We start from the raw sequence: 26,917 nt of genomic DNA, 5'->3' as shown, positions 1-26,917 counted from the left end.
ACTTAACTTATGTCACGCCCACGCCCCATTGTTCTCATACACGGTTACTCAGCTAATTCAACAGTTTTTGGTGAATGGGAAAAACATCTTAAAAGTCACTACCAAAACCCAGAACTTATAGTCATCCATACAGCTAGCTATAAATCTCTTACTAATGAGATAACCATCAAAGATATTGCTGAAGCATTTGACCGAGTGCTTCGCTCCTATATTGAAGACGATCAAGAATTTGATGCCATTGTTCATTCAACTGGAATGCTGGTTATTCGCGCTTGGTTAACTACTTACGCCTATGCTGCTGATGTCAATCGTCGCAGTCGCCTCAAACACTTGATTGGATTAGCACCAGCAAATTTTGGCTCTCCTTTAGCCCATAAAGGAAGAAGTTGGCTTGGTTCGATTATCAAGGGAAATAAAATACTTGGCCCTGATTTTATCGAAGCTGGCAATCTGATTTTGGATAATCTTGAATTAGGTAGTCGTTTCACTTGGGATCTTGCTCATATTGACTTGATTGGCTCTGCCCAAAATAAACCCGAACATAAAGCCTACTATGGCGAAGATAACAATACCCCTTACGTGTTTATTTTCTGTGGCAATCAGGGATATGACCGATTGAGCGCATTAGCTAATACTCCCGGGTCTGATGGTACTGTCAGATGGGCAGGTTGCGCTCTTAACACCCGCAAATTTATTGTTGATTTGACGCAAGATCCATCTCAAAAAAAAGACAAGCCTGTAGAAGAGCGAGCCAAACCAGACGAACATCCCGAACAGCAGATTGATATCCCAGTGGTGCTAGTTGATGGTCACAATCACAATACAATTGTGCAGAATCCTAGCAAAGATTTAGTTGAGTTAGTGCTAGAAGCTTTAGATGTTTCCGATCGAGACAGTTTTGGCAGATGGACAGCCAAGACAAAAGCTCATATGGATATCCTGAAAAAGGAAAAAGGAGCTCAATGGGAAGAATGGCAACAGTTTATTATTCGTGTTGTAGATGAGCGTCTCGATCCAGTTACAGATTGGAATGTTCAGCTTTCTATGAAGAAGGATCGAGATGGCAAAGAAGTTTGGTTGTATGAAAATTCAGATTTACAGGTTCATACCTATGCTCGGGACAAAAGTCTGCGATGCTTTCATCTCAATCTAAGTAAACTGAACCTAGAAAGCATTTCTGAATTATGTATGAAGTTGATTGTTTCATCTGGAACTAGCCTTGTTGCGTATTACGGTTATGGCAGTGGAAAAATTACTGTAGAGGGCGAGCTACAAGAGTCAGATGGAAGATGGGATGCAAAATTGAAATTAGATCATCTTCTTCAGGCAGAAGTGAAATTTTTCTGTCCTTTTACAACTACTCTGATTGAGATTCGTCTGAATCGCGAACCAATGCCAATAAACAGAGCCAAAGAAAATACTATTTTAACCTTTGCAGAGAAGCCAAAGAAACCTCTGTTAGAGTAAGAAATGGTGGCTGTCCCGTTAATCTGCTTCTCACCCAAAATATAGCGGGACTGCTATCAGCCTCAAAACCATAGACTGGGGCGCCGGAATTGTTAACCGCTCACCCCAACTTTTTACCTTAAACATCATTAGATCTCTTGCAAAAGTCCCTCTCATCAAATTTTGGAACGGGCCGAAGAGCCCGTTCCCCAAAAAAAAATAATCTTTGTGGAACGGGCATCTTGCCCGTTCCTAGGTGTTTTTGCAAGATATCTATTCAACTCTACCAAAAAGGATATCTCAGGGATAAACAAATCAAATTTTTCTACCAATTTGAAGAACTATTGCAGAATCAGAAATTAGAGGTTTTCACCTGTAGGGAAACGGCACTGCCGTGTCCGGCGGCGAGTTATGCCTGCCGGACAGATAATTTCTATAGGATTAATAACTGTAGCAACATTTTTGCTTGCATGGTATCAGTAGTTGCAAAATAGAGTTTAGTAGAGGCAAAAAAGGTAGAATAAAAGATGATGGCGTTGGCTGAAACTATCGAGCCATCGCTTTGATTATTTACCGAGGAACAAAAGGCAGACGATCGCCTAGTCCATGCTCTTCGGGACTCATTAAGAAAATCATGGAATTTGGATCGGTCAACAGTTGATAATAAGTAGGTAGGCAGGAAAATTTATCGTTGAGACAAGGTAGAGGGCAGAAAGTTGAAGGGAAAAAGATTTGAGCTAAGTTTACTTTTCGTTACATACTTCTCTGTATTTGCGCGTTTCTACTCATGAGCGAATTGCTAGCAGCGAGTTGCTGGCTGAGTTAGACTGATCTTTATGGAAGCGCTACATTTGGTTGGCGTCGCCATTGGAATCGTTAAAAGAGTTTCGTAAGGGCATTAGTAGCCATGACTAATTCAGATTTACTCGATCGCGATAATATCAAAATAGTAGAATCCCAAATTTCAGAAGTTACCGTGTACACTGATCGCGCCCTGATCACCCGCCGCGGCACAGTAGCCCTGACGGGAAACGAGCGCGAATTAACCATCGCCTCCCTCCCCACAACCCTCGAAACCGAGTCAGTCAGGGCCACCGGCGCAGGTACAGTCGCCGTGCGATTGCTGGGAGTGCGTAGCGAAATAGTGTTTCACAGCGAACCTGCGGGCGATCGCCTCCTCGAATTAACCGCACAAATCCAAGAGTTAGAAACCCAAAAACGCGCCATAAAAGACCAAATCGCCTCGCGAAGAATTCAACTCAACTTTGTCGAGAATTTGAGCGAAAAAAGCGTCGGTTCCTTTGCTAGCAGCATCTCCAAGCAGCAGATCGGTTTGAGTGAAGCCGGCGAATTGCTCAATTTTTTAGGCAGTAATTATAAAAAGTACATAAGTGCGATCGCTCAACACGAAAGACAGCAAAGCGACTTAGACAAGCAAATAGCAGCTTTGCAGCAGCAGTTGCGCCAAGTACAAACTCCCCATTCCCAGCAAAGCTTTAACATCATTGTCGCGATCGATCCCAGCGGCAGCGGCAATTTTGAACTAGAAGTTTCCTATGTAGTAACGCGAGCCCGTTGGACTCCCCTGTACGACTTGCGAGTCAATACTACCAACAACCAAATCAATCTCAATTACCTAGCCGAAGTCAATCAAAACACCGGCGAAGATTGGACTGGAGTAGCGCTGACTTTATCCACCGCCAAACCCGGAATGGGTACTTTGCCCCCAAAACTCGAACCTTGGTTTATCGATATTTATAGCCGAAATTATGCTCAAACCACAGAAGTGGAGAGCATGAAGCGATTGAGATCGAGTGAGCCAGAATTTCCATTGCCAATGATGGCTATGGCTCCTAGTGCTGATCCTCCCGCACGCGAACCCATAGCAGCTCAAACCGCGACAGCAACAGTATCAAAAGAAGGCAGCACCGTCTCATTTCAAATAGGAGGAAATACCAATATTCCCAGCGACGGCACGCCTCACAAAGTCACTATTTTCAGCGACAATTATCCCTCTAAACCTGAATATATCGCCGTTCCGCGTTTAGTCAGTTTCGCCTATTTACAAGCAATTATCACCAACCCAGCGACAGGTGCAACTCTACTGCCCGGTAAAGCAAATATTTTTCGCGACAACACATTCGTCGGTAATGTGCAGTTAGAAAATGTTTCCCCTGGCGAAGAATTCAAGCTTAATTTAGGAATAGATGAAGGATTAAAAATAGAGCGCGATTTAGTAGAAAGACAAGTCGATAAAAAACTGATCGGCAATCAGCGGCGCACGACATACGCCTATCGGTTAATTGTGACAAACTTGCAGCAAGTACCAGCACACCTCACCCTAAAAGAGCAACTTCCAGTCAGTCGCAAGGAGCAAATAAAAGTGCGCTTAACTCAGAGTAATCCGAAGATAGTAGCAGGTGAAATGGGAATCCTCGAATGGATAATCTCTCTGCCACCGCAAGCCAAGCAAGAGTTATATTACCAGTTTGTTGTCGAACATCCTCCCGAGTTAACTGTCATCGGTTTAGATATTTAATTAGGCTTTACGCTCTTAAGCTGTAGCTGCATCTACAGCTTATAACAATTCTGAAAAATATTTATGACTTACGCACGGGTGGTCAGAAACCGGGTTTTTTACGAAAATTATTCGTTGTAATGCACAGATTAGGTAAAAAACCCGGTTTCTTTGGTCTTAATGTGTAAGTCCTGATATTGCTAAATATCAATTAGAAGCCAATACAGTTCACATCAAACCGTCAAGAAAGTAAAAGCAATGTGAAAAATAGACTCTGCGATTGCTTCGTTCCTCTCTTCGGACAATTCTAAAAATATAATTTTTATAAGAGTGAGAATTGTAGCAATATTTTTTTAAACTGGTGGTGTTAGTTGTAAGTGCTGCTCAAGCATCTTTACTCAAATTTTATTGAATAAGAGGAATTTCAACGACAAACTTTGCTCCTTTTCCCAATAGTGAGTCACAATATAAATTCCCACCATGTTGCTATACTACAATTTTGTGACTGATAAATAGTCCTAGTCCTGTACCTTTTCCCACGGGTTTGGTAGTAAAGAAGGGATCGAATAATTGTGATTGTAATTCCTCAGAAACTCCCACACCATTATCTAATATTTGAATAGATATTTTGTTCTTATTCATAAGTTTAGTTCTAATTTTTATTTCTCCTTGTGTGCCGATAGATTTGGTACAAATGGAATCAATAGCATTATCCAGAAGATTCATAAATACCTGATTTAGTTGACCAGAATAACACTGAATTTTGGGCAAGCGAGCATAATCTTTTATCACGATTATTTCTGGATATTCTGCTGTGCCTTTCAGCCGACTTTTAAGCATCATCAGCGTACTGTCGATACCTTGATGAATATCCACTCGTTTCAATTCAGATTCATCGTGACGGGAGAAATTTCGTAATGACTGAACTATTCCCTGAATGCGATCGGTTCCTATCCGCATAGAATTCAGAAGTTTGATCAAGTCTTTTTGCAAAAAATCTAGGTTGATAGCATCAATTTCTACTTTAATTTCTGTTGGGGGATTGGGAAAATGTTGTTGATAGAGGTTTACCAAATACAGTAAATCTTTGAAATATTCAGTAGCAGGAATCAAATTGCCGTGAATGAAATTAACTGGATTGTTAATTTCATGGGCTACCCCTGCAACCAGATTCCCAATTGAAGACATTTTCTCACTCTGGATGAGTTGGGCTTGGGTGCGCTTTAGTTCGCGCAGAGTAAGTGCTAAATTTTTAGCTTGTTGTTGTAATTCAAATTCGGCTTGTTTGCGGGCGGTTATATCACGGATAGTAACGGAAAAACCATCTCCTAACTTGACTGCTACAACATGAAACCAACAAGATTCTCCTGATTCATAGTAAAAATCCTGTTCTAAAATTTCCCCAGTCTCGACAATATTAACGAAGCGATTAAATAGTTCTGGATCGACAGAATTCAGGATTTTTGTGAGTACCAATTTGCCAATCATCTCTTCACGGCTGCGTTGAAAAGCTCTAGCAATTACGGGGTTAACGACTAAACAGCGAAAATCTTCAATCTCCCCTGTTTCGGTGTTGCGAACAGCCTGCATTGCCGCAATACCATCCAGAGAACTATTCAAAACACTAGCCAGTAAAGCCCTCGATTGATAAAGTACCTCTTCTGCTTCCCGACGCTTAATATTTTCCTGTTCCAGCAGCCGTTGCTGGCGTTGAATGGTTAACTGATTTTCCAGACGCGCCACTACTTCTTCGATTTGAAATGGTTTGGTGATGTAGTCTATACCCCCTACATCAAAGGCGGTTACTTTGTCTAAGACATCATCTAATGCGCTAATAAAAATAACTGGAATTTGGCGGAAATCTGCATCCGCTTTGAGAGTTCTACAAACCTCATAACCATCCATTTCTGGCATTTTGATATCTAAAAGTATCACGTCTGGTCGCTTTACTTTCACTGTTTTCAGTGCCATCCGTCCACTGGTGACGCTGCGAACAGTGTAGCCGAGTTTGAGGATCGCATCGCTGAGTAATTGTAGATTTTCTAGAAGATCGTCTACAATTAGAATATTACCTTTATTTGCGGTTTCAAAATTAAGATTCATTGCTTATAAGGGGTTCAACTAGATCGACAATCTGCTCAAATTGAAATTGATGCACAATTTTTGTCAAGGATCGTATTAAATGAGTTTCTGTTTGGGGAATCTCTCCTACCAGTTGCAACACGAGGTTACTATTAGCCTCAAGAGCAGCTTCGTATAATTGAGCAATCCATTTTTGAGGCATACAGGTTAAATCTTCCGATGTCAAGGGGCGTTTCTCTGTATCATCCAACACTGGAGATATTATTTCTGCATAAATATATTTGACACCCAGATGTTTAGCTATTGCATCAAAAATACTGTGTTCTGTAAAAGGTTTGCGAACAAAGTCATCACATCCAGCCGAAAGCACGATCGCCCTTTCTTCTTCCAACACACTGGCCGTTAACGCAATTATAGCCGTAGCATTGCCTTTGGTGGTGGATTTGATGTATTTTGTGGCTTCGTAGCCGTCCATCACAGGCATCCTCATGTCCATCCAAATCAGGTGCGGTTCCCATTCATCCCAAATGGCGATCGCCTCTTGTCCGTTACTAGCTTCTTTCATCTCAAATCCCAAGGGACTCAACAGCTTAATTAATAATAGTCGATTAATAGATTTATCATCGACTGTGAGGATTTTGTAGGTAGGTTGACCGGACGCAAGTGCTAGCACCCTTGGATGTTCTACTGTACTCTTGCTGTGGGTTCCTTGACCCAATTTTACCTGAATATAAAATTGGAAAGTTGTACCTTTTCCTAATTCACTTTCTACGGAAATATCTCCCCCCATTAGTTGCACAAATTTCCGACTGATTGCTAAACCTAAACCCGTTCCTTCCTGCACTTCTTTTCCGGCTTGGGCTTGACTAAAGGCATTAAAGATGTTGGGCAGTTCGGCTGCTGCAATACCCACTCCAGTATCGCCCACCCGAAAATGCAAATTAAAAACATCTGTGGTTTCTTGCTCTCCCTGAAAGACATTGAGAGTAATGTTACCCTCTGAGGTAAATTTGATGGCATTGCTGAGTAAATTAATTAAAACCTGACGCAGTTTTACTTCATCGGTACAGATGTAGCTGGGGACATTTTCTGTTCCCTGGAATAGCAAATTCAATCCGGCATTATTAGCTCGCAGATGCAACATATCTTCCAAATCATTCAGCAAGATATGTAGGTCAAAGTCTGTAGGATTAAGGGTGGTTTTACCTGCTTCGATTTTCGATAAATCGAGAACATTATTAATTACTGTTAACAGATAATCACCGCTCCGATAGATGATTCCGGCATTTTCATGTTGCTCTGGGGGAATATTTGTGGCGCGTACCATCAATTGCGAAAAGCCGAGAATAGCATTGAGGGGCGATCGCAATTCGTGGCTCATATTGGCAATAAAGGTACTTTTGGCTTGATTTGCTACTTCCGCTTTTTCTTTGGCAATAACTAACTCTGCTGTTCGTTCGTTCACTCGTTGTTCCAAAGTTTCAAAAGATGTTTGTAACTGTCCTGCCATATTATTAAAAGCTCGTGCCAGTTGAGCTGTTTCATCTTTTGAGTTAATTTTAACGCGGATATTTAAGTTACCCGCAGTAAACTCAGCAACGATATTAGCGAGATCAATTAATGGCTTAGTCAGTAGTTGTCCAATGCCAAAGGCGATGATTGTTACTACTCCAGCGATTAGTGCAAATAAAATTAGTGCATCACTAATTTGCTTTTCCACAGGCGCTAGAGCCACAGCCAGCGGTTGTGCGAAAAGCACAGACCAAGGTTGGTATTGTAAACGATCGATCGCGATCAAATTTGCCTGATTATTATTGTCCGTAAATGATGCTATTAAAGAGGATTGTTTGGTATCTAATGCTTGCTTAATTTGGGGTAAGTTTGTAGCAGTTTCTTGACTCAATTTTTTTGACAAACGCCCTTCTATCTTTAGTTTATTTGCCACATCAGACGACAGAGGTACAAGGGATTTAAAAACCAGTTTTGGTGTTGTGCTATGGGCTAGATAAATATAATTTTCATCGAAAAGAATTGCTGATGATTTTGCGCCTGCTCGCTCAGTTTGTCGAGTTACTAATTGCTGAACAACTGTGGCATTGTAGGATACTCGCAATATCCCTAGTATCTTTCCCTTTGCATTGCGAACAGGACTACTAAAAAACAGTTGAATTAGATCGGGAATTGTTGGCGATCGCTTCATACTAGAGACAAAAGGTAGCTGAGTTTGCAGAGGTTCTCTAAAATAATTGTCACTGGATTCATCTCGACCAATATCCGGTGTATTCGTATCTAAAACATTCCGTCCGTTTAGATCTAGCAAAGCGTAAGAGAGAATATTGTTCGTATCTTTACGACTGAGACGGATTAATGTTTCTGTCGCTAACCGCATTTCACGACTATCCTTTCGCTGTTCGACCGTTTGGCCCAGGTAAGCAGATAAACCTGGTAAAAGCGCTTCTACGCGGACGGCATTGAGATTACCATCAATAAACGCATCTATTCTGTTAACAGTTTCCTTTGCCGCCGCCGATAGAGCTTGTCTTGCGTTGTCAGTTAGTGCCTTTTCTGTTGTCTGTTTATTCAGATAAGCTAACAACAATAAAGGGATAAGAGCCACCATAAGAAATGATACGATCAACTTGGTACGGATACTGTTAAAAAGTGAGTGATTCATGGCAAATTAGGAGAATATAAGAAAGATGAATTAAACAAAGTTTTGAGTTCGGGAAGGCGTGTAATGTTGCCAGAGCGAATAAAAAACTCTGCATTTTTCTTAGCTGTTTTGTAGATAGAATGACTGCTATTCGATTCAAAAAACTTCTTATTTTCTTCAAGATTAGTGAGGTTTATGCCATCTATAGATAGTTGAGTCGTAGAAAAATTTAATTCTTTACTGATGATAGCGTTTCCTTCCTTAACATTTGCTTCCCAGTAGTTCAGTGCTTGCAACCATCCTCGAATAAATGCACGAATATCTTCCGGACGTTCGCGGATTGCTTCACCGCGAAAGGTAAGCACATCTAAAATCAAGCCAGGAGTTTGCTTGCTGCTAAACAGGATGTGTCCTCCTAATTTTAAAGCTTCAGAAAGATGGGGTTCCCAAGTGTGTCCTGCTTGGATTGTATTGATTTTTAATCCTTTGGCAACTTCCACAGCATCGAATTTGACTAGGTTGACATCATCGCTAGTTAAATTAGCAGTTTTCAACATCTCAGCGACAAAAATTTCACTAAATCCGCCTAGACTTACACCCAGATTTTGCCCTTTCAGGTCAGCTACTGTTCTAATGTGTGATTGTGCAACTACCACATCTGCGCCTATGCTTTCATCTACAACCATGACAGTTTGCATATCGGGATTTGTGGCACTTAAGCTAATAAAACCTCCCAAGCTACCTCCAATACCATCATACTTCCCGGCACTAAAATCTGCGCGTTGTAATTGGGAGTATTTTACATAACTCAGTTCCACATCTATCCCTTGTGCTTTGAAGAATCCTTTTTTTTGGGCTATGATGGCTGGTGCATTGCCAACAAAAATGGCGCAAGCTACTTTTAAAGGAGGGCGTTTTACTTCGGTTGGTTCTGAAGCATGGCAAGTCAATAGCAACCAGCAAATCGCGAACAAAATAGTAACGGACTTGAGTAGTTTAGACATTGCCACTCCGGGGTTCTACTAAATTAACTATATGCTCAAACTTGAATTCACGTGCAAGTTTGGTCAAGGTTTTTATAAGATAAGTTTCTGTTTGGGGAATTTCTCCTACCAGTTGCAACACGAGGTTAGTATTAGCCTCAAGTGCAGCTTCGTATAATTGAGCAATCCATGATTGAGGCATACAGGTTAAATCTTCCGATGTCAAGGGGCTTTTTTCTGTATCATCCAAGACTGGAGATATTGTTTCTGCATAGATATATTTGACACCCAGATGTTTCGCCAATGATTCAAAAATCGTATGTTCAGCAAAGGGTTTGCGAACAAAGTCATCACAACCAGCCGAAAGGACGATCGCCTTTTCTTCTTCCAACACGCTCGCCGTTAACGCAATTATAGCCGTAGCATTGCCTTTGGTGGTGGATTTGATGTATTTTGTGGCTTCGTAGCCGTCCATCACAGGCATCCTCATGTCCATCCAAATCAGGTGCGGTTCCCATTCATCCCAAATTGCGATCGCCTCTTGTCCGTTACTAGCTTCTTTCATCTCAAATCCCAAGGGACTCAACAGCTTAATTAACAGTTGTCGATTAATAGATTTATCATCGACTGTGAGGATTTTGTAGGTAGGTTGACCGGGCGCAAGTTCCAGCACCTTGCCATGTTCTACTGTACTCTTGCTGTTGCTTTCTTGACCCAATTTTACCTGAATAAAAAATTGGAAAGTTGTACCTTTGCCTAATTCACTTTCTACGGAAATATCCCCTCCCATTAGTTGCACAAATTGCTTGCTGATGGCTAAACCTAAACCCGTTCCTTCCTGCATTTCTTTTCCTGCTTCGGCTTGACTAAAGGCATCAAAGAGTTTTGGCAATTCCGCTGCTGCAATCCCTACCCCAGTATCGCGAATCTGGAAATTCAAAGTAAAAACATCTTCTGTTGCTTCATTGCTTTTCCAAACAGTCAAACAAACCACTCCATTGGGAGTGAATTTAATCGAATTTGTCAGTAAATTCAGTAAAATCTGACGGAGCTTGATTTTATCGGTGCAAATATTGCGAGGTAATGATTCACTGCGCTCAAATATTAAATTTAATCCGGCATTTGTTGCTTGCAAATACAGCATATCTTCTAATTCATCCAGCAAGCAATATATGTCGAATACTTGAGGATTTAGGGTGACTTTGCTAGCTTCAATTTTTGATAAATCAAGAATATTATTAATCAGCGTCAATAGGTAATCACCACTGCGATAGATGATGCCAGCATTCTCGTATTGTTCGGGGGGGAGAGCCTTGGTTCTTAAAATTAATTGCGAAAAGCCTAAAATAGCATTTAGAGGCGATCGCAATTCATGGCTCATGTTGGCAATAAAGGTACTTTTAGCTTGATTGGCTACTTCGGCTTTTTCTTTAGCAATGACTAACTCTGCTGTCCTCTCTTCTACTCGTTGTTCCAAAGTTTCAAAGGATTCTTGTAATTGGTGAGCCATCAAATTAAAAGAATTGGCTAATTCTCCTACTTCATCAATGGGATTAATTTCTATGGTTTGATTCAAGTTCCCTTTGGCAATTTCTTTAGAAGCTTTGTTTAATTCTAAAATTGGTTTGATTACATAATTGACAGTAACAATCCCAATGCCAATAGCTACGAGTAAAGCGGAAAGAGAAATCAAAATAGTCTGTTGGTTGTTAGCATTAATTTTATCCATAAAATCCGCTTCAGGAATAGCCACAATAATCAGCCAGTCTATTCCCTCCGCATTTTTATATGATTGAACAGTTAAAAAATATTTTTGTTGATTTATGGTTATTTGTAAGTTGTCTATATTTTGGATTTTTTGTAAATTCCCCCAATTATTAAGTAGATATTCAGCAATAGATCTAGTAATAATATTATTGCTTTCGGCCATTTTCATGACTTGTTTTTTGTTAGATTTAATCCGAAAAAGAGGTTCTTGTGTAGAAGTTGCAATTAAATGTCCTGAAGTATCAACAATAATTACTTCTCCGCTTTTACTAATCTTAAGATTTCTTAAAAATTTGCCTAAATTTTCTAAAATCAAAGTAGTCATAACCATTGCTTCTAGTTTTTGACTGCTTTTTTCATAAATAGGAGTAGTATAACTAATTAATAACCTAGGCTCTACTAAAGAAAAATAAGTTTTACTCCAAGTTGGTCTTGCTCTTGCCACAGTTTCTTTATACCAAGGACGCTGCCGAATATCAACATTTTTATTGACTTTAATTAGCTTGGTTTTTTGACCGTTTTCGTTGGTACTAAAAGAGTCAAAATTACGATTTATTGATGGATTTACAACATTAATAATAATTGAACCATTAGCTATTTTTTGAGCTACTCTATATTGCCCTTGATTGTTTAACAATGCAAAAGAACTAACATTTAAATTAGGTTCGTCTTTGATAATTTGCCATAAATATGTCTCCAAATTTGATAAATTTTGGAGGTTAAACATTTTTGATTTAATCAAGTTGATATTGGCTTGGTTGAGCTTGATAGCCGTACTTAAATCATTAGTAATATTTTCTTCAATACGTAAAATAATTTCATTTTTTAGCTGGGTTAAAATTTCGTTAACGGCTTTCTGGCTATTTTTAAAGGAAAGATAACTAATGACGCTGACAATTCCCGCTATTTGTAAGACAAAGGGAACAATTAACAATAATTTTAAAGAGATTTGTCTGTTTTGTTTAGAGGTATTAGCTCGATTTACCATCATAATATGACTTGATATTTAGGCTTGATTGATTGTCTTGAATAATAGGTTTCGGCTAAGTCAGCAATTTGCTAAACTTAAAATCTACAGAGCTGTTGTTTCAAATATTCTGTGAAAAAAATCTCTGTTTCGGGAATTGATCCGATCGGTTCCATCACGAGTTGGGTATTCACCTCAAGAGCAGTTTCGTATATCTGAGCGATCGACTCTCACAGGTACAGCTTAGGCCCAATGTCAAAGTTTTGTCTGTGGAATGATCCCCAGTAAGCGATTGAGCTCGATCGCAAATATATTTTTTTGCACCCAGATGTTTAGCCAGCGATTCAAAAATCCTACGTTCAACCAAGGGTTTGCGAAGGAATTATTCACATCCAGCGCCAAGAACGATCGCCCTTTCTGCTTCCAAAACACTCCAGATTAAAGCAATTATACCTGTAGCATTCGCTTTGGTGGTAGATTTGATGATGTATTTTGTGGCTTCGCAGCCATCCCTAACTGTCATCCTCATGTCCGTGCCATCTTTCGGCAGCTAGGTAGATACACTTACCACAACGTAAAATATACTCATGGACGGAGAAACCGGGTTTTTAATCGGCAGTCAGCATCGCAGGATTTACGTCCGTTAAGTGCGATAAACTTGCAGCAAGTGCCACTAAAATTGTGAATAAAAAAGTCACAATTTTAGAGGTTTAATATTAATTTCGCTCGCATATTGCTAAAATTAAATTGTCTACCAATTATTGAAATTGCCGCTTCGACTCGGGACAAGGCAATACCGTTTTTTTACAGACAGTCGCGGAAAATATATAGCGGTTCAAGGGAAAGATGAGGTATGGCAAATTCTCCTACAAGCACTCTTAGAGAATACACACTGCGGGCGATTATTTTTACCCAGAGAAACCTCGGTCATAAGAGAGGAACCACCAATTCCCTGTTTGGCCAATTCCCTGTTTGGCTCATGCCCCATTCCCCATGCCCCATTCCCCATGCCCCATGCCCCATGCCCCATTCCCCATTCCCAGACATATCTCATCTTTCTGAGAAAGGCTATATGTGTAGAACTACTTTTCAGAGTTGGTATTGGTTAATGAGCAAGCAGCTAATTTTTTCTCAGTACACAACTGCTGAAACAATAAATCTGTCATTGATTTATAGGCTGGGGCTGTGGGGTGTACCCCATCCCGAAAATAACTTTCTACCGTGGTTTTCGGCAATTTTGACCAGGCTGCATGAGTGTCTGTGACGGGAATTTTCAAAGCTTTTAGCCGATCGACAAACTCAGATTTAAACTTCGGCTGATTCGGTATCGGCAGTAAATCGGAGCGATCGCAAGTATACAACACAAACAACGGAATATTTCGCGATCGCACCAAAGCCACTATTTGCTCAAATCGCTGCATATTTTCCCTAAACCGTTGCGCTTCGGGCACCTGCACGCCCGCCCCAGGGGAATTCGCCACAAAAACACTAGAAAATCGCGGCATAACGTGTCTGTCAAACACTTCTTGGATTGCCAATAACGGTTTGCGATTCGGCATCAGCGGGTTATTTTCCACCCCCGCGCTGCTGCTTGGAGGTTGTAGCAAATCGTGAGTACCAATTTGCAAAATCACAGCATCGCTTTCAAAAGTGCCAAACTTGCGAATATATCCCAATTGATTGCCAATTCCCCAAGAGCCCGCAGAAGCATTCAGTACCTGAACCTGCTTGTTGATAGCCAACAAACGCGCTGCCAATAATTCTGTAATAGTTTCTGCCTGATCCGTGGTATTATTCCCATTGAGAACCGAATCTCCGGTCATCAAAATTCTGATAGTACCTTCAGGCTTGGCTAAATCTATTTTTTGAGACCGTTGAGAAAATTGATTGTACTCAAGTCTATTGCCAAAACGATATACAAGTTGATTTGGTGCAAATATATAGCCAGCATCAGCATCAGCTTGCAGCAAAGCAGGATTTCCGAATCCCAGCAAGCGCAACGCAAGTTCAATCGCACTCAAAAATGCGATCGCACAACTGGGAATCCAATACCGAGCTTTCACAAGGCTACCTGTAATTGTTAAACTGCAAAGCCACGGGATAATCTTCTTGTTTCAAGCGTTGAATTACCAACTGCAAATCATCCTTGTCTTTAGCAGAAACCCGCACGGCATCGCCTTGAATCGAACCTTGAATCTTTTTGAACTCATCGCGGATTAACTTAGTAATCTGTTTGGCGATTTCCTGAGTCAGTCCTTTTTTAAGTTTAATTTCTTGACGGACGCGACTGCCGCTCGCAGCTTCAATTTTCCCGTAATCAAAAATTTTCAGAGATAAATTCCGCTTGGCGGCTTTTGTTTGCAAAACGGTGTGAATTGCATCGAGAGTAAATTCGCTGTCCGTATTGACAGTAATTGATTCTTCGCCCAATTCCACGGTGGTTTTGGTATCTTTCAAGTCGTAGCGGCTTTGAATTTCCCGCACTGTTTGGTCAACAGCATTAACTAATTCTTGTCGGTCGAACTCGCTGACAATATCAAATGAATAATTAGCAGCCATAAATTAGTAATTGGTAAATTGGTAAATTGGTAAATTGGTAATATCATGTCCCGTCAATTACCATTATTAAAAAGGTTTGTAGTGAGGACTTTAGTCCGCATTAATGATAGGACTAAAGTCCTCACTACCAACCAATTTTATTGAGAGCATTCGATTGGACATCATATAAGTGGAGATTGAGAATTGTTGTCATCAGTCATTAATTAAGCGTCTCTTAACTAATGACTAATGACTAATGACTAATGACTACTGACCAATGACTAATGACTAATGAAAATTAGCCCTTGACAGCCATCAAACTGAAATAGAATAAAGAGACAGTGCAAGAAGAACTAATCGCAAACATGAGCGATCGCCCCAGAGGCACATTCAGAATATAGAAAACCGAAAACAACAACCGGGCTAGAGGAAAAGCGATCGCAGCCCAGCCCGCCGCCTCCGAATCTACTCCTGTCACAAAAGCCATCAAAGCCGCCGCTGAAAACAGCATAAACGTCTCAAACGAATTTTGGTGAGCCCAAGTTGCCCGCTGAGCGTAAGCAGGCAACCTGTCAAACATAGCGCGAGGTGCCGCTTGGTCGTAACCTAGCTGCAAGCGGGCGAGGGCAACCACCAAAAACGGTGCGTAAACCAGCGCCGCCGCCGCCGCAATAGAATCAAGCAGAATAACCGACACAGGCAATCCCAACAGCATTATCCGCCTCGTATTTCAATCAAAATAGAACAGAGTCACCACTTTGCGCTGTTCCTCGGCATCCTGGCAAGTTTTCAGCAAAGTATGGCTTTCGTGAAAAGCAAAACAGATCAGTTGCTGACAGCGAGAAATAATCTCCTGATTGCACATGGCGCTTGCTTCCGGGAGAGACAAGCTGTCATTTTTGGGATTTTCTACCAAATGTATGACTTGTTCGAGCTGCTCGCGGGACTCCCGAGGCTGGCGGCTCATGCTTTGTGGCAAAATCACCGTCAGCAGATTAGGATCTGCTCGCATTGCTCCCCGAATTGCGGCTGAATTGGTGCCTGTAGCCCCGGATGTGATGAGCTGGTTGCCTCCCAGAACTAAGGCGTAGCTCAGCATCTCAATTAGCTGCTGGTGGGTAATAGGAACGTGGCGAGAACCCAAAAGAGCAACCCGCTTGGAGCTTGTTTGCTGGATCGCCGCAAGTTCTTGTAAAAAATCATCAACTCTGGGTAGCTCAATTGATTGACTCAAAGAATTTATTAAATTAAATAAAACTACGTTGTGGATTCTAGCAGACTAACTAGCAATTGCCACCAAAAAGAAGTTAAGAATTGCTGATTTACGGTATCTGACTAGAGGATGGGGAGGTTTGAGGAAGCCAGAAGGCAGAATGTCTGAAGGTAGAATTCAAGAAAAATTGAGAATTTAAGAATTTTTTATTTTATTTTTTCCATAAAAAAGTCTCTTTGCCTTCTTCGCTCTGCCGAATAGCTTCTTCGCTCACTTCCGGCTGCCTGCTTAATGGATTCGATCGCCCAAACCCAAGGATGCCATCATGCTCTTGAGGTCAAAGTGTTCTGCCATTAGCTGAGTAACACATTCCACCTTGATGCGTTCGTGCAGGCGGACGCTACCAAAGGTGCTGTCGATAATTTCCACCGTGGTTAAGGTATCCAAATCAACAGACAAAACTGGAATTTCCATTTCTTCTGCCCTGCCGATTACCAAGGGAGAAGGAGGCAAGTGGCCTGTGAGAATTAAGCACTGAGTCGAGCTTTCCAGAGCCGCTAGCTGAATGTCCGTGCGATCGCCCCCCGTCACCACAGCCATATTTCTGGCTTTGCGGAAATACTTCAGAGCAGAGCTAACATTCATCGCACCAATTGTCAAGGTTTCCACCATCAAGTCCAAACGGTCTCGACGGCAGAGCACGTCAGCTTTCAGTTGGTGCACCAATTCTTTGACGCTGACACTGCGCAGCAAAGCGCTTCTCGGTAGCATTCCCAAAACTGGAATACCCTGTGCCTCCAGAAAAGGTCGCACAGTTGCGGTTACGGATTCGAGTTTGTCCGAGGGAACGTCGTTGAGCACAACGCCAACCAAGCGCGAACCCAAACGTTGCTTAGCCGACAGCAAATCGTCTATATAAAGATCGATCGGGCGCACCACCAGCAACACAGAGGCATCAACGGCATCAGCGACTTGAGTCAAAGACAAGTCAAACAGACTACCTTCCTCCAAATTAGCGGGGCCTTCTAACAGCACCAAGTCTCCCGTGGGATTTTGCAAATATTGCGCCAGAGACTGGCGATAATCTGTCTTGTCTTCTCCCCGCAAACGCTTGTGAACCGTCTCTTCGTCCAAGTACAGCAGTGTTGACGGTATCTGACTTTCTGAGAGTTTCAGCGTCTCTACCGCAAACCGCACATCTTCCTCCGCCGCTCCAGCTCCCTCCGAGCTGAAACAGGTTCCCAGAGGTTTGCCGTAGGCGATCGCCAGTCCTTGTTCCCGGAGTGCGAGGGCCATCCCCAGGGCGATCGCGGACTTGCCGCTGTAAGCTTTTGTCGAACCGATCAGTAAATATTTAGTCAATTTGGGTACGCCTTCTCTCCTCAATTTGGACCTGTCTATTTAAATAAATTTAGTTTATTCAACAGTATTTCTGCACTGCGAGTCAATTTCGCAATATGATTATACTCGATTTTGTCGCGTTTGCGTAGATAGTTTTTTTCTGGGAAAACTTTTATTCACCTGTTCGCGACCCTGTTGTTCGCATTTTTTCACATCTTTTTTTCATGATGTTTTTTTTGATTCTCGGTTTTCAAGAACTATTGAGCGACAGTGATTTATTTCAATACTGTTTTTTTCGAGAACAATTGTCTGCCAATTCTGTTGCGAAATTTAGGCAATAATCAAAGAAATCAGTTAGTATTCCGGCTTCTCAAATAAAAGGCTGATGCATGGGAGGCGAGAAACGCGGTTTCTGAGTGTATTTCTCGTTACTCAACACAAAAAATCGTAGCAGCCGGGTTTAGCAAGGTCAGCGCGCGTAACTCCTCAAATACAAGGCTGATGCATGGGAGGCGAGAAACCCGGTTTCTGAGTGTATTTCTCGTTAGTCAACACAAAAAATCGTAGCAACCGGGTTTAGCAAGGTCAGCGCGCGTAACTCCTAAAATAGAAATAGCGCACCAATAATATAATCTCGCTGTCCCGATGGCATTACATTATTAATGCGGATTTTATGGACACAATCAATAGCGGACTTTCGGGAGCGCGGGTGCGGTGAAAGTTACTCATCCATGCGCATCAGCTTCCGGTAAAACGTTTTAGAAAAATCGACGGTACGAGTGCGCTGAAAAGTCAAAAGTACCTCAATTAAGCAACTGACAAACTCAGAGCTTTGCATAGTCACTTCGTAGCTGAGTTCAGCATTACCGTCAAACAACACCCGACAGCGGGTCAAATCCATCGGCAGCGACGAGATATTCCAACTAGCGACAAACGGCACGTCCTCGCCGCCGTCAATTTTTCTGGCCCCCTCCAAGCTTTTGAGCTTGTAGAGGCCAATAGCGTGCGGCAAGAACTTGCGCCTGGGCTCTTGATAGAAAGGCGCGTAGACTTTCACTTCTTTGTCGTCGGCTGGTTTCAGTTGAGGAAGAGACATATTTCCGCATCCTGACAGTGGGTTGAGATCATCTGAAAAAACTAGCAGATCTTCCTGGTCGATCGCAAGCAAGAGTCAGTCGCTTTTCCATTTTTCGATTTGGGATTTTCGATTTATTCCACAGATGAATCTGGGAACTGGAACAGGAGTCTAAAATTTGGGGCGGCTCACGACGATTATACGTGGCACGGTATCCGTTTTTGGGCGGGTCATCCCCAAGACTATATGCAATGCTAGTTTACCATTGCTGTACCAGACCAGCAGAGATCCCTCCTGCGGTGCCTGCTCCCGTCGGCTTTCGACAAAAGCTCAGAACCTGATACAGTAAATACTTATCTCTAAAATCAAAAACTATTGGTGGTTGAATCAAGTAACCTATGCAGGAGAGTTCTTGGCCAGAAAACGACGCTCGCAGCGAGCTTAAGTTGGACATCCCTGATTTAGCTCAAGAAGAGCTCAAGAGTTTGACCTCGAACTCGAAGCTCGGCACAATATTTGCCATACCAGACATGGGCGACAGGGTGTTTGACACGGAAACTTCATCAGAACTCCCGGTGGCGGTGTCTGTGCCGGGATCTCCCTCTTTTCCTCAAAATCTGTACCGGGGACGCCGGGGAAAAGCCGCCATAGTGCTGACTGCGATTTGGGGCGGCACGATCGCCCTACACTTAATTTCTTGGGGTGCGTGGGTAGTGTGGGGTTTGATGGGACTGTTGTGGATGCAAGCATTTCGAGTTTTGTTGGCGCAACCCAAGCCCGCACAGCCTCCTCTGGCGGATGAAAATCGAGAAGATTGGCCCTATGTGTCGCTGCTGGTGGCGGCGAAAAATGAGGAAGCGGTGATTGCCCGATTCGTACAATCAATCTGCAATGTAGACTATCCGATCGACCGTTACGAAGTTTGGGCGATCGACGATCGCAGCAGCGACGGCACGGCGCTAGTATTGGAACAGCTAACCAAACAGTACCCGCAGCTCAAAGTATTTAGCAGAGGAGCAAATGCCAGCGGTGGCAAGTCAGGAGCCCTGAATGAAGTTTTGCCGCTGACTCGCGGGGAATTTGTGGGAATATTTGACGCCGACGCGACGGTAACGCCGGATTTGCTGCGCCGGGTGCTGCCGGTGTTCGAGAGAGAAAAGGTAGGGGCGGTGCAAGTCAGAAAAGCGATCGCCAATGCAGCCGTAAATGTGTGGACTCGCGGCCAAGAAGCAGAAATGGCTCTCGACAGTTTTTTCCAACAGCAGCGGATTGCGATCGGCGGCATTGGAGAATTGCGCGGTAACGGCCAATTCATGCGCCGCACCGCCTTAGAACGCTGCGGCGGCTGGAACGAGGAAACAATTACCGACGACCTGGATTTGACGGTGAGGCTGCACCTAGACCAGTGGGACATTGAATTTCTGGCTTTCCCAGCCGTGTCAGAAGAAGGAGTCACGAACGCTCGCGCTCTTTGGCACCAGCGCAATCGGTGGGCAGAAGGCGGCTATCAGCGTTATCTTGACTACTGGCAGCTAATTTTGCGCAACCGTATGGGAACTGGGAAAACTTGGGATTTATTTGGATTTTGGGTATCTCAATATTTCTTGCCCACAGTAGCGCTGCCGGACTTTTTGATGTCAATTGCGCTGCGCCGGATGCCGATCGCCAGTCCCATAACTGTGATGACCCTTACCTTGTCAGTGGTGGGAATGTTTGTCGGTTTGCGCCGCACCCGCAAAGAGACCAAATTTGACATGAAAAGAGTTTTTGTCACCTTGCTGCAAACCCTCCAGGGTACTGTGTATATGTTGCACTGGCTGCTGGTGGGGATTGTGACGGCTCGGATTTCGGTGCGTCCCAAGCGACTGAAATGGGTTAAAACCGTCCATCAAGGCACTGCTAGCATCAATTGATAATTAGCTAGCAGAAATATGTCGGAACAGTATTACCAAAAGCCCGAAGACAAAACAACCAGCAATAATCAGCACCAGATATAGCAACCGCCCTGATGTCTAGGACGTTCTCGCATTGCTGAAACATCAGCTTTCATTGATTCTTCCTTCGTGTCCTTAGCGTCTTCGCGGTTCGTACCTCCTTCTTCCTGACCTCCGTGAGATCCGTTAAATCCGACGAGTGCGAATCGGTTGCCAAACTTCCTTCTTCCTTATCCTATATGTCCCCGCCAGAGCCGCCCATGAAATTTGGCAATTCTCGATCGGAAAAAACACTGCGAAACAGATTAAGTGATACGTAATCTGCAAGCAGCAATACCGAATAAGTAATCGCCCATACAAAAATCTAAAATTAAAAGATAAAAGCCATATTTTTTAACTTTTAACTTGACAAAAAGCCAATTGGTATCTATTAATTATGAATTGCCAATTACGACGAATTGCTTGTTGCCAAATACCCGTCACCCGTTATTAAGAATGGATTTGTTAGAGTACCAAGCCAAATCTTTATTTCGCCAGATGGCAATTCCGATTTTGCCCTCACAGCGGATTGATAAACCCGCCGACCTCAAAGGGCTGAAAATTCCTTACCCAGTTGTACTTAAGTCGCAAGTGCGGGCTGGGGGACGAGGCCGGGCGGGTGGCATCAAGTTTGTGGAAAATACGATCGATGCAGTTGCTGCGGCTCAAACAATTTTTAATTTGCCGATCGAGGATGAATATCCCCAAGTCCTGCTGGCAGAAGCAAAGTACAACGCTGACCAAGAATTGTACTTAGCGGTACTGCTAGACCCCATAGCCAGACGCCCGGTACTTCTGGGTTCGAGACAAGGAGGTATGGATGTTGAAGGGTCGATCGACCAAATGCAGCAAGTTGCCGTAGACCAAGAATTTTCGCCTTTTTACGCGAGGCGTCTGATGCTGAAAATGGGATTGCAGGGAGACTTGATTCAATCCGTGAGCACGATTGTCGAGAAAATGTACCGGCTGTTTGTCCAAAAAGACTTAGATTTAGTGGAAATCAATCCTCTCGGCATCAGTCCGACGGGAGAACTCATGGCTTTAGACGGTAAAGTCACCGCCAACGACGATGCCTTGGGGCGACATCCAGACTTGGCCGTACTTTCGGGTAAGAAGCAAAGCAGCGGTTTAGCAGCGGAGAGGAGAAGTCCCTCTGCCCCTGGCGGCCGGAATTCCCACTCGAAGCAGCAGCACTCGCCACCGGAGTTTGACCCCAAATCTCAATCCCCGATCTCGGATGGAGAATCCTTGCAATTAATCGAACTAGACGGGAATATCGGGATTTTGTGCAACGGAGTGGGCCTGACAATGGCAACTTTGGATGCTGTAGCCCACCAAGGAGGAAAACCAGCTAATTTTCTGAATATGGGTTCCCTAGACCGCTACGACGGGGCAAATGCCCTGCGCGATCGCGCGGATTTGGGTCTGGAGTTAGTCGGTCAGGATAAAAGCGTTAAGGTGATACTGGTAAATATTTTGGGAAGCGCCTCCAAGAGCGAGGAAATCACGGCCTCCGTAGCCGGCTATTTGGAACGGAAATCTCGCGCCAACCGGCATATTAAAGTTGTGTTGCGCCTGGTAGAGATCGATGCTGATGCTGTGAAAAAGCGTTTGGGACAGTTGCCGGTGCAGCTAGCTAGCACTTTGGATGAAGCTGTGGCTCAAGCTGTATCCGGGGCTAAGTAGCGGTAGTCGATCGGCAAAACGAGAGTTTTCGACAACAGATGAAACCCTTCTGCTTTTTAAAGATCGATGTCATCTGTTGTTAATAGAGAAGTTGACATTGATTAGCTCTCAATTCTAGAAAATATCTGCGTTTATCTGCGTTTATCCGCCTAGAATCTGCGGTCTCCCGATCGATCGAAGATTTATGCAATAAGTCTAATTTGGAAAAAATGAATTTAACTCCTGAAAGCAAAGTCCTAGTACAGGGCATTACAGAATCTCCCGCGTCAAGTCGCGCCGCCTTGATGATGAAAGCATACGGCACGAATGTAGTCGCCGGTGTCAGCCCCGGTAGGGGGGGGCTGGAGTTGGAGGGAATTCCGATTTTTGATTTGGTAGAAGAAGCTGTGGCGGCAGTGGGTCACGTTGACACTACGGTAATTTTGGTAGAGCCTTACTGGGTGCTGGATGCGGCTCTAGAAGCGATCGCCGCAGGAATTCGGCAAATTGCGATCGTCACTCCAGGAGTTCCTCCTCTGGATATGGTGCGCTTAGTCCGAAAAGCAGAAGCCACGGAAACTTTGGTAATCGGGCCCAACAGTCCGGGGATTATTGTCCCCGACAAACTGCTGCTGGGAACTCACCCCAAGGAATTCTACACTCCCGGCCCGATCGGGGTAATCAGCCGCAGCAGCACTTTGACTTATGAAGTTGCTCTCGAACTGACTGAGGCGGGCTTGGGACAGTCGATGGCGGTTTGTATTGGCTGCGATGCGATTGTTGGTTCTTCTTTTATGCAGTGGCTGCAACTTTTGGACGAAGATGAGAGTACGGAGGCGATGGTTTTGGTGGGGGAAGTTGGCGGGTGGAGCGAACAAGCTGCTGCTTCTTACATCGCTTCGGCGATCGACAAACCTGTGGTTGCTTATTTGGCTGGCCGTTATGCTCCCAAGGGCCCGTCTTTGGGCCACGCCGGCATCCTGATCAGTTCTCGGGCTGCTGCCCAGAAAGCCTTTGGTGTTACGGTAGAGAACAAAATGGCTGCCTTTGAAGAGGCGGACATACCCGTGGCTGCTCGGCCTTCGGAGGTTCCCAAGTTGCTCAAAAAATTGCTCAAGAAAAATTAATTGCTTCTTGGTTTGATCGTTCCGAATGCGAGTCCTTAAATTGCTCAAGAAAAATTGATTGCTATCGAACACAATCAAATGGGTTTGATCGTTCCGAATGCGAGTCCTTAGAAAAGTCTGAGGACTCGCATTCGGAACGATCAAACCGATGACGATGATGTGCTTACCAAAGTCCTCTGACGGGCCTCACAGGCTGCGGTGCGGGTGCTGGTAAGGGTGCGGCGGGGCGGCGCACTCTCAGGGGGGTTGTTGGGGGAACGCTGCGGGGAGGTGCGATCGGACTTTCGACGCGATTTGTCTGAGTTGTCCTCGTTGTCTCGCGCGTCGAATCTTGAAGCAGGCTGCTCAGATTTCCAGCCAAACCCTGAATTTTCCCAACAGTCGCAGCAATGGTGGCAACATCTACATAAACCTCCGGCAGAGGATACTTTTTCAAAATTTCCAGCAGCGATACCTTACCGTCGTCGCCCGATGCCAGAATCACCGCCGCCCGCAGGGCTTTGCCACCTTCTGTGCGGCGCTGAGTCCGAATTGCTTGACCGATTTCGTCAGTAATTTTTTCCCCCGGCGTGCTGTAAACTACCCGGGCGAGATTAGCGGGCTTTAAACCGATTTGTAAACCGATCAACCCCTGCAAAATTTTGGGGTCCATTTTGGAGAACCCGATAATTTGTTTGAGGGTTGGCGTCGTCGTGCCATCTTTAGCAAAGTCTTCTAAGTCGCTGATATTGATGGCTTGTCTGATCGGGCCAAATGTCAGGATAACTTTTTCTGCCCCCAATGCTCTACTGCTGCTAGATAATAAGCTCGCGCTTGCTCCTACAACTAGGGCAATGCCGATCGATACAAATTTTGTTAACTTCATATTCAGTTTCAGCGATCGATTAAAATTATTCTTTCGAGATTTGTACATTATAGATGCAGCAGTTATATTCTACAAGGTCGCGAGTGTAAGTTATGCCAGCCTCGCACCCACAATCTCGACCCAAATTATTTCGAGTTCTGGACTTTAAGAATAAGTAACCACATTTACCAAAATATTTTTTATTCTATTCATTCTGCCTTCTATTTTCTACATCCGAGTGCCTTCTACATCCGAGTGCCTTCAGCCTTCTACATATAGCAGTTCGAGCTCTCATATGAGGTATTGACCAATTAATTCCTCAATCCCTCAATCCCCCAATCCCCCAATCTAAAATCTAAAATCTAAAATCTCAACCTGTACCTGTACCTCACCTTTTTGAGAAAGGCTATAAGTGCCTTATAGAAGTCATGTTCAAAACCAAGCGCAAATCCCAAAAATCAAAAAAAAAGCAGAGTGAAAAAACAACAGCGCTCAGCAAAAAAGAAGTCGCTGCACAAAAACGCAAAACTTCACAAAAGCGCAATGAAGTTGTGCAAGCGATCGTCATAAGCTGTTTGATCGGCGTTGCTGTCAGCATCCCCCTGTTATTCGTAGTCCGCGCTAAGATTGCTATTGCAGGAGGCGCCGCCGTAGCCATTTTACTGCTTTCCTACAAATACCCGCGTCCAGCTTTCTGGGCTTTTTTTATTTACCTACCTTTGAGCGGTACAGTTACTTACGCAATTGGTGGCGGGAATGCTGCATTTCAAGTAGCCAAAGATGCTTTCTACATACCAGCTCTCATTGGCCTCATTCAAAGCTGCAAAAAGAAACAGTTGCCTCTGTTCATTCCCAAACAAATGCTTTCTACCTTCAGCATCCTGTTGATGATGGCGATGCTGACTTTGATTTTTGTCAACGGAGAGATGCAGCTCAATCCGATGAAGGGCGACAAACCCATTCTACAAGGAATTCTCGGCTTAAAAGTATTGATAGGTTACATACCGCTGATTGCCTGTACCTATTATCTGATCCGCACTAAGAAGGATTTGGTATTTTTTAGTCGAATGCACGTAGTTTTGGCGATCGTTTGCTGCCTTCTCGGTTTGATTCAGTACCTGTTGCTCCAAAGTGGAAAGTGCGCTGGTACCAGAGGCATGAGCGGAGAAGAATTATATAAAGCAACGCTGCAAGCTAGATGTTTTGTTGGCGGTTCTCTAGTATTCAGTCCAGAAGTCAAATTTATCCGCTTGCCGGGAACTTTTGTTGCCCCTTGGCAGTGGGCATGGTTTTTAATTTCTAATGCTTTTTTAACCTTCGCTTCTGCCTTTTGCGACCCTTCCTTCTGGTGGCGAGTTATCGGCTTATTAGGCATGGCATTAGTATTTGCCAATGCAGTTATTTCTGGTCAAAGAGCAGCTTTAGTTATGGTTCCAGTTGCCACAGTCATCCTGCTAATTCTCACAGGTCAATTAGTTAATTTCAAACGATTCATTCCCATCGGTGTAGGACTGGCGATTCTGCTGTTTATCGGCGCAGCAAGTAACCCAGGAATTATCGAGCAGCGGTGGGAGAGTTTTATTAACCGTTGGAATGCTGCACCACCTCAGCAGTTTTTCTTGAATCAGTTACAGCAGAGTAACAATTTTATCATTGACAGACCTCTCGGTAGAGGTGTGGGACGAGCGACTAATTCAACGCGAATATTTGGTACTACGCAACTAATTGAAACTTTCCATCCTAAGTTAATCTATGAACTTGGTTATCCGGGAATGGTTGCTTTTCAAATCATGGTTTTACACTTAGCTTTTTTAAGTTTTCGAGCTTACCGTTCTGTCAAAGACAAAAATTTGCGGAGTTACGGAGCTAGTTTTTGGGTATTTGTGGGATTTATTACGATTAATCCTCAATACTATCCGCTGGATGTAGATCCAGTTTCCGTGTATTACTGGGTGTTGGCTGGGGCGATTTTAAAGTTACCCAAAATTGACAAACAGGTGCAGGAGGAAAAACAGCAGGAACTTGAGGGACTGGAATTGGAAGTTCACCAGCAATTAAAGGAGAAAAAAATTATTGCATCTGCTCCAATTTGATAAAAGTTTGTAGTGAGGACATCAGTCCTCTCTCATTTGAAGAGGACTGAAGTCCTGACTACAAACCAATTTAATTGTGGTAGTTTCACCGGAGATGCAATAATATCATATCCGGTCGATTACCATAAAAAAAAGGTTTGTAGTGCGTCCTGGTGTCCGCAGCATGAGAGCGGACTCTTCGGGGGCACTACGAACTAATCTGATTGCGGTTAATCGATCGGACACGATAGCAATTAAAGGAGAAAAAAATTATTGCATCTGCTCCAATTTGATAAAAGTTTGTAGTGAGGACTTCAGTCCTCTCTCATTTGAAGAGGACTGAAGTCCTGACTACAAACCAATTTAATTGTGGTAGTTTCACCGGAGATGCAATAATATCATATCCGGTCGATTACCATAAAAAAAAGGTTTGTAGTGCGTCCTGGTGTCCGCAGCATGAGAGCGGACTCTTCGGGGGCACTACGAACTAATCTGATTGCGGTTAATCGATCGGACACGATAGCAATTAAAGGAGAAAAAAATTATTGCATCTGCTCCAATTTGATAAAAGTTTGTAGTGAGGACTTCAGTCCTCTCTCATTTGAAGAGGACTGAAGTCCTGACTACAAACCAATTTAATTGTGGTAGTTTCA

18 protein-coding genes are annotated in these 26,917 nt (G+C 43.5%); 6 read left to right on the top strand and 12 right to left on the bottom strand.

The features are described from left to right. Positions 1–9 precede the first annotated feature (9 nt). The gene (locus QUB64_RS12200; protein ID WP_333269441.1) at positions 10–1,467 is read left to right on the top strand and encodes an esterase/lipase family protein; all 1,458 of its coding nucleotides are present in this window, start codon (positions 10–12) and stop codon (positions 1,465–1,467) included. 886 nt (positions 1,468–2,353) lie between these two features. Continuing rightward, positions 2,354–3,985, top strand: a complete 1,632-nt coding sequence (locus QUB64_RS12195) for a mucoidy inhibitor MuiA family protein (RefSeq protein ID WP_333269442.1) — start codon at positions 2,354–2,356, stop codon at positions 3,983–3,985. A gap of 465 nt (positions 3,986–4,450) precedes the next feature. On the opposite strand, the gene QUB64_RS12190 is transcribed toward QUB64_RS12195, so the two are convergent. The 11 genes from QUB64_RS12190 to ebsA form a co-directional block, all read right to left on the bottom strand. Further along, positions 4,451–6,067: a response regulator gene (locus tag QUB64_RS12190; RefSeq protein ID WP_333269443.1), complete on the bottom strand. Its 1,617-nt coding sequence runs from the start codon at positions 6,065–6,067 to the stop codon at positions 4,451–4,453. Next, positions 6,057–8,666, bottom strand: a complete 2,610-nt coding sequence (locus QUB64_RS12185) for an ATP-binding protein (RefSeq protein ID WP_442921652.1) — start codon at positions 8,664–8,666, stop codon at positions 6,057–6,059. The genes QUB64_RS12190 and QUB64_RS12185 overlap by 11 nt, the downstream gene beginning before the upstream one ends. A 50-nt stretch (positions 8,667–8,716) precedes the next feature. Next, on the bottom strand, positions 8,717–9,703 hold the full coding sequence (locus QUB64_RS12180) for an ABC transporter substrate-binding protein (protein WP_333269445.1): 987 nt from the start codon (positions 9,701–9,703) through the stop codon (positions 8,717–8,719). After that, entirely contained in the window at positions 9,696–12,440 is a 2,745-nt protein-coding gene (locus QUB64_RS12175; RefSeq protein ID WP_333269446.1) for an ATP-binding protein, read from the bottom strand. The genes QUB64_RS12180 and QUB64_RS12175 overlap by 8 nt, the downstream gene beginning before the upstream one ends. A 358-nt stretch (positions 12,441–12,798) precedes the next feature. Then, positions 12,799–12,939 carry a hypothetical protein gene (locus tag QUB64_RS12170; protein WP_333269447.1) on the bottom strand — a complete coding sequence of 47 codons (141 nt, stop codon included), beginning with the start codon at positions 12,937–12,939 and terminating at the stop codon, positions 12,799–12,801. A gap of 559 nt (positions 12,940–13,498) precedes the next feature. Further along, entirely contained in the window at positions 13,499–14,479 is a 981-nt protein-coding gene (locus QUB64_RS12165) for an SGNH/GDSL hydrolase family protein (RefSeq protein WP_333269448.1), read from the bottom strand. Positions 14,480–14,483: 4 nt separating this feature from the next. Continuing rightward, positions 14,484–14,975: a YajQ family cyclic di-GMP-binding protein gene (locus tag QUB64_RS12160; protein ID WP_333269449.1), complete on the bottom strand. Its 492-nt coding sequence runs from the start codon at positions 14,973–14,975 to the stop codon at positions 14,484–14,486. A 277-nt stretch (positions 14,976–15,252) separates the two neighbouring features. Further along, positions 15,253–15,669 (bottom strand): MAPEG family protein, encoded by a 417-nt coding sequence (locus tag QUB64_RS12155; protein ID WP_333269450.1) that lies wholly within the window; start codon positions 15,667–15,669, stop codon positions 15,253–15,255. Between the two features lie 15 nt (positions 15,670–15,684). Continuing rightward, on the bottom strand, positions 15,685–16,188 hold the full coding sequence (locus QUB64_RS12150; protein WP_293131869.1) for a DNA recombination-mediator protein A: 504 nt from the start codon (positions 16,186–16,188) through the stop codon (positions 15,685–15,687). A gap of 267 nt (positions 16,189–16,455) precedes the next feature. Then, positions 16,456–17,553: a phosphotransacetylase family protein gene (locus QUB64_RS12145; RefSeq protein ID WP_333269451.1), complete on the bottom strand. Its 1,098-nt coding sequence runs from the start codon at positions 17,551–17,553 to the stop codon at positions 16,456–16,458. A gap of 676 nt (positions 17,554–18,229) precedes the next feature. Then, a complete protein-coding gene (gene ebsA, locus QUB64_RS12140) occupies positions 18,230–18,604 on the bottom strand; it encodes a type IV pilus biogenesis protein EbsA (RefSeq protein ID WP_333269452.1) in 375 nt (124 codons plus the stop codon). 377 nt (positions 18,605–18,981) lie between these two features. Here ebsA and QUB64_RS12135 point away from each other — a divergent pair, with 377 nt between their 5' ends. The 3 genes from QUB64_RS12135 (at position 18,982) to QUB64_RS12125 (ending at position 23,348) form a co-directional block, all read left to right on the top strand. Next, positions 18,982–20,496 carry a glycosyltransferase gene (locus tag QUB64_RS12135; protein WP_333269453.1) on the top strand — a complete coding sequence of 505 codons (1,515 nt, stop codon included), beginning with the start codon at positions 18,982–18,984 and terminating at the stop codon, positions 20,494–20,496. A 516-nt stretch (positions 20,497–21,012) separates the two neighbouring features. Further along, positions 21,013–22,242, top strand: a complete 1,230-nt coding sequence (locus tag QUB64_RS12130) for a succinate--CoA ligase subunit beta (protein WP_333269517.1) — start codon at positions 21,013–21,015, stop codon at positions 22,240–22,242. A 209-nt stretch (positions 22,243–22,451) separates the two neighbouring features. Continuing rightward, positions 22,452–23,348, top strand: coding sequence for a succinate--CoA ligase subunit alpha (locus QUB64_RS12125; RefSeq protein WP_333269454.1), 897 nt, complete (start codon positions 22,452–22,454; stop codon positions 23,346–23,348). 163 nt (positions 23,349–23,511) lie between these two features. Here the strand turns inward: QUB64_RS12125 and QUB64_RS12120 are convergent, their stop codons facing one another. Next, positions 23,512–24,213, bottom strand: coding sequence for an alpha/beta hydrolase (locus QUB64_RS12120; protein WP_333269455.1), 702 nt, complete (start codon positions 24,211–24,213; stop codon positions 23,512–23,514). Positions 24,214–24,620: 407 nt separating this feature from the next. Here QUB64_RS12120 and hpsL point away from each other — a divergent pair, with 407 nt between their 5' ends. Next, positions 24,621–26,285, top strand: a complete 1,665-nt coding sequence (gene hpsL, locus QUB64_RS12115) for a hormogonium polysaccharide biosynthesis protein HpsL (RefSeq protein ID WP_333269456.1) — start codon at positions 24,621–24,623, stop codon at positions 26,283–26,285. Positions 26,286–26,917: the final 632 nt, after the last annotated feature.

Origin of the sequence: Microcoleus sp. Aus8_D2 (assembly GCF_036702665.1) — a bacterium.
Classification (GTDB): domain Bacteria; phylum Cyanobacteriota; class Cyanobacteriia; order Cyanobacteriales; family Microcoleaceae; genus Microcoleus.
This window is presented reverse-complemented; position numbering and strand designations above follow the sequence as displayed.

Coding starts and splice junctions, on each gene's coding strand:
- QUB64_RS12180 (WP_333269445.1), bottom strand. CDS start 9,703: ATGTCTAAACTACTCAAGTCCGTTACTATTTTGTTCGCGATTTGCTGG.
- QUB64_RS12185 (WP_442921652.1), bottom strand. CDS start 8,666: ATGGTGGCTCTTATCCCTTTATTGTTGTTAGCTTATCTGAATAAACAG.
- hpsL (WP_333269456.1), top strand. CDS start 24,621: ATGTTCAAAACCAAGCGCAAATCCCAAAAATCAAAAAAAAAGCAGAGT.
- QUB64_RS12155 (WP_333269450.1), bottom strand. CDS start 15,669: ATGCTGTTGGGATTGCCTGTGTCGGTTATTCTGCTTGATTCTATTGCG.
- QUB64_RS12190 (WP_333269443.1), bottom strand. CDS start 6,067: ATGAATCTTAATTTTGAAACCGCAAATAAAGGTAATATTCTAATTGTA.
- QUB64_RS12120 (WP_333269455.1), bottom strand. CDS start 24,213: ATGAAGTTAACAAAATTTGTATCGATCGGCATTGCCCTAGTTGTAGGA.
- QUB64_RS12195 (WP_333269442.1), top strand. CDS start 2,354: ATGACTAATTCAGATTTACTCGATCGCGATAATATCAAAATAGTAGAA.
- QUB64_RS12200 (WP_333269441.1), top strand. CDS start 10: ATGTCACGCCCACGCCCCATTGTTCTCATACACGGTTACTCAGCTAAT.
- QUB64_RS12135 (WP_333269453.1), top strand. CDS start 18,982: ATGCAGGAGAGTTCTTGGCCAGAAAACGACGCTCGCAGCGAGCTTAAG.
- QUB64_RS12160 (WP_333269449.1), bottom strand. CDS start 14,975: ATGGCTGCTAATTATTCATTTGATATTGTCAGCGAGTTCGACCGACAA.
- QUB64_RS12125 (WP_333269454.1), top strand. CDS start 22,452: ATGAATTTAACTCCTGAAAGCAAAGTCCTAGTACAGGGCATTACAGAA.
- ebsA (WP_333269452.1), bottom strand. CDS start 18,604: ATGTCTCTTCCTCAACTGAAACCAGCCGACGACAAAGAAGTGAAAGTC.
- QUB64_RS12130 (WP_333269517.1), top strand. CDS start 21,013: ATGGATTTGTTAGAGTACCAAGCCAAATCTTTATTTCGCCAGATGGCA.
- QUB64_RS12170 (WP_333269447.1), bottom strand. CDS start 12,939: ATGACAGTTAGGGATGGCTGCGAAGCCACAAAATACATCATCAAATCT.
- QUB64_RS12175 (WP_333269446.1), bottom strand. CDS start 12,440: ATGATGGTAAATCGAGCTAATACCTCTAAACAAAACAGACAAATCTCT.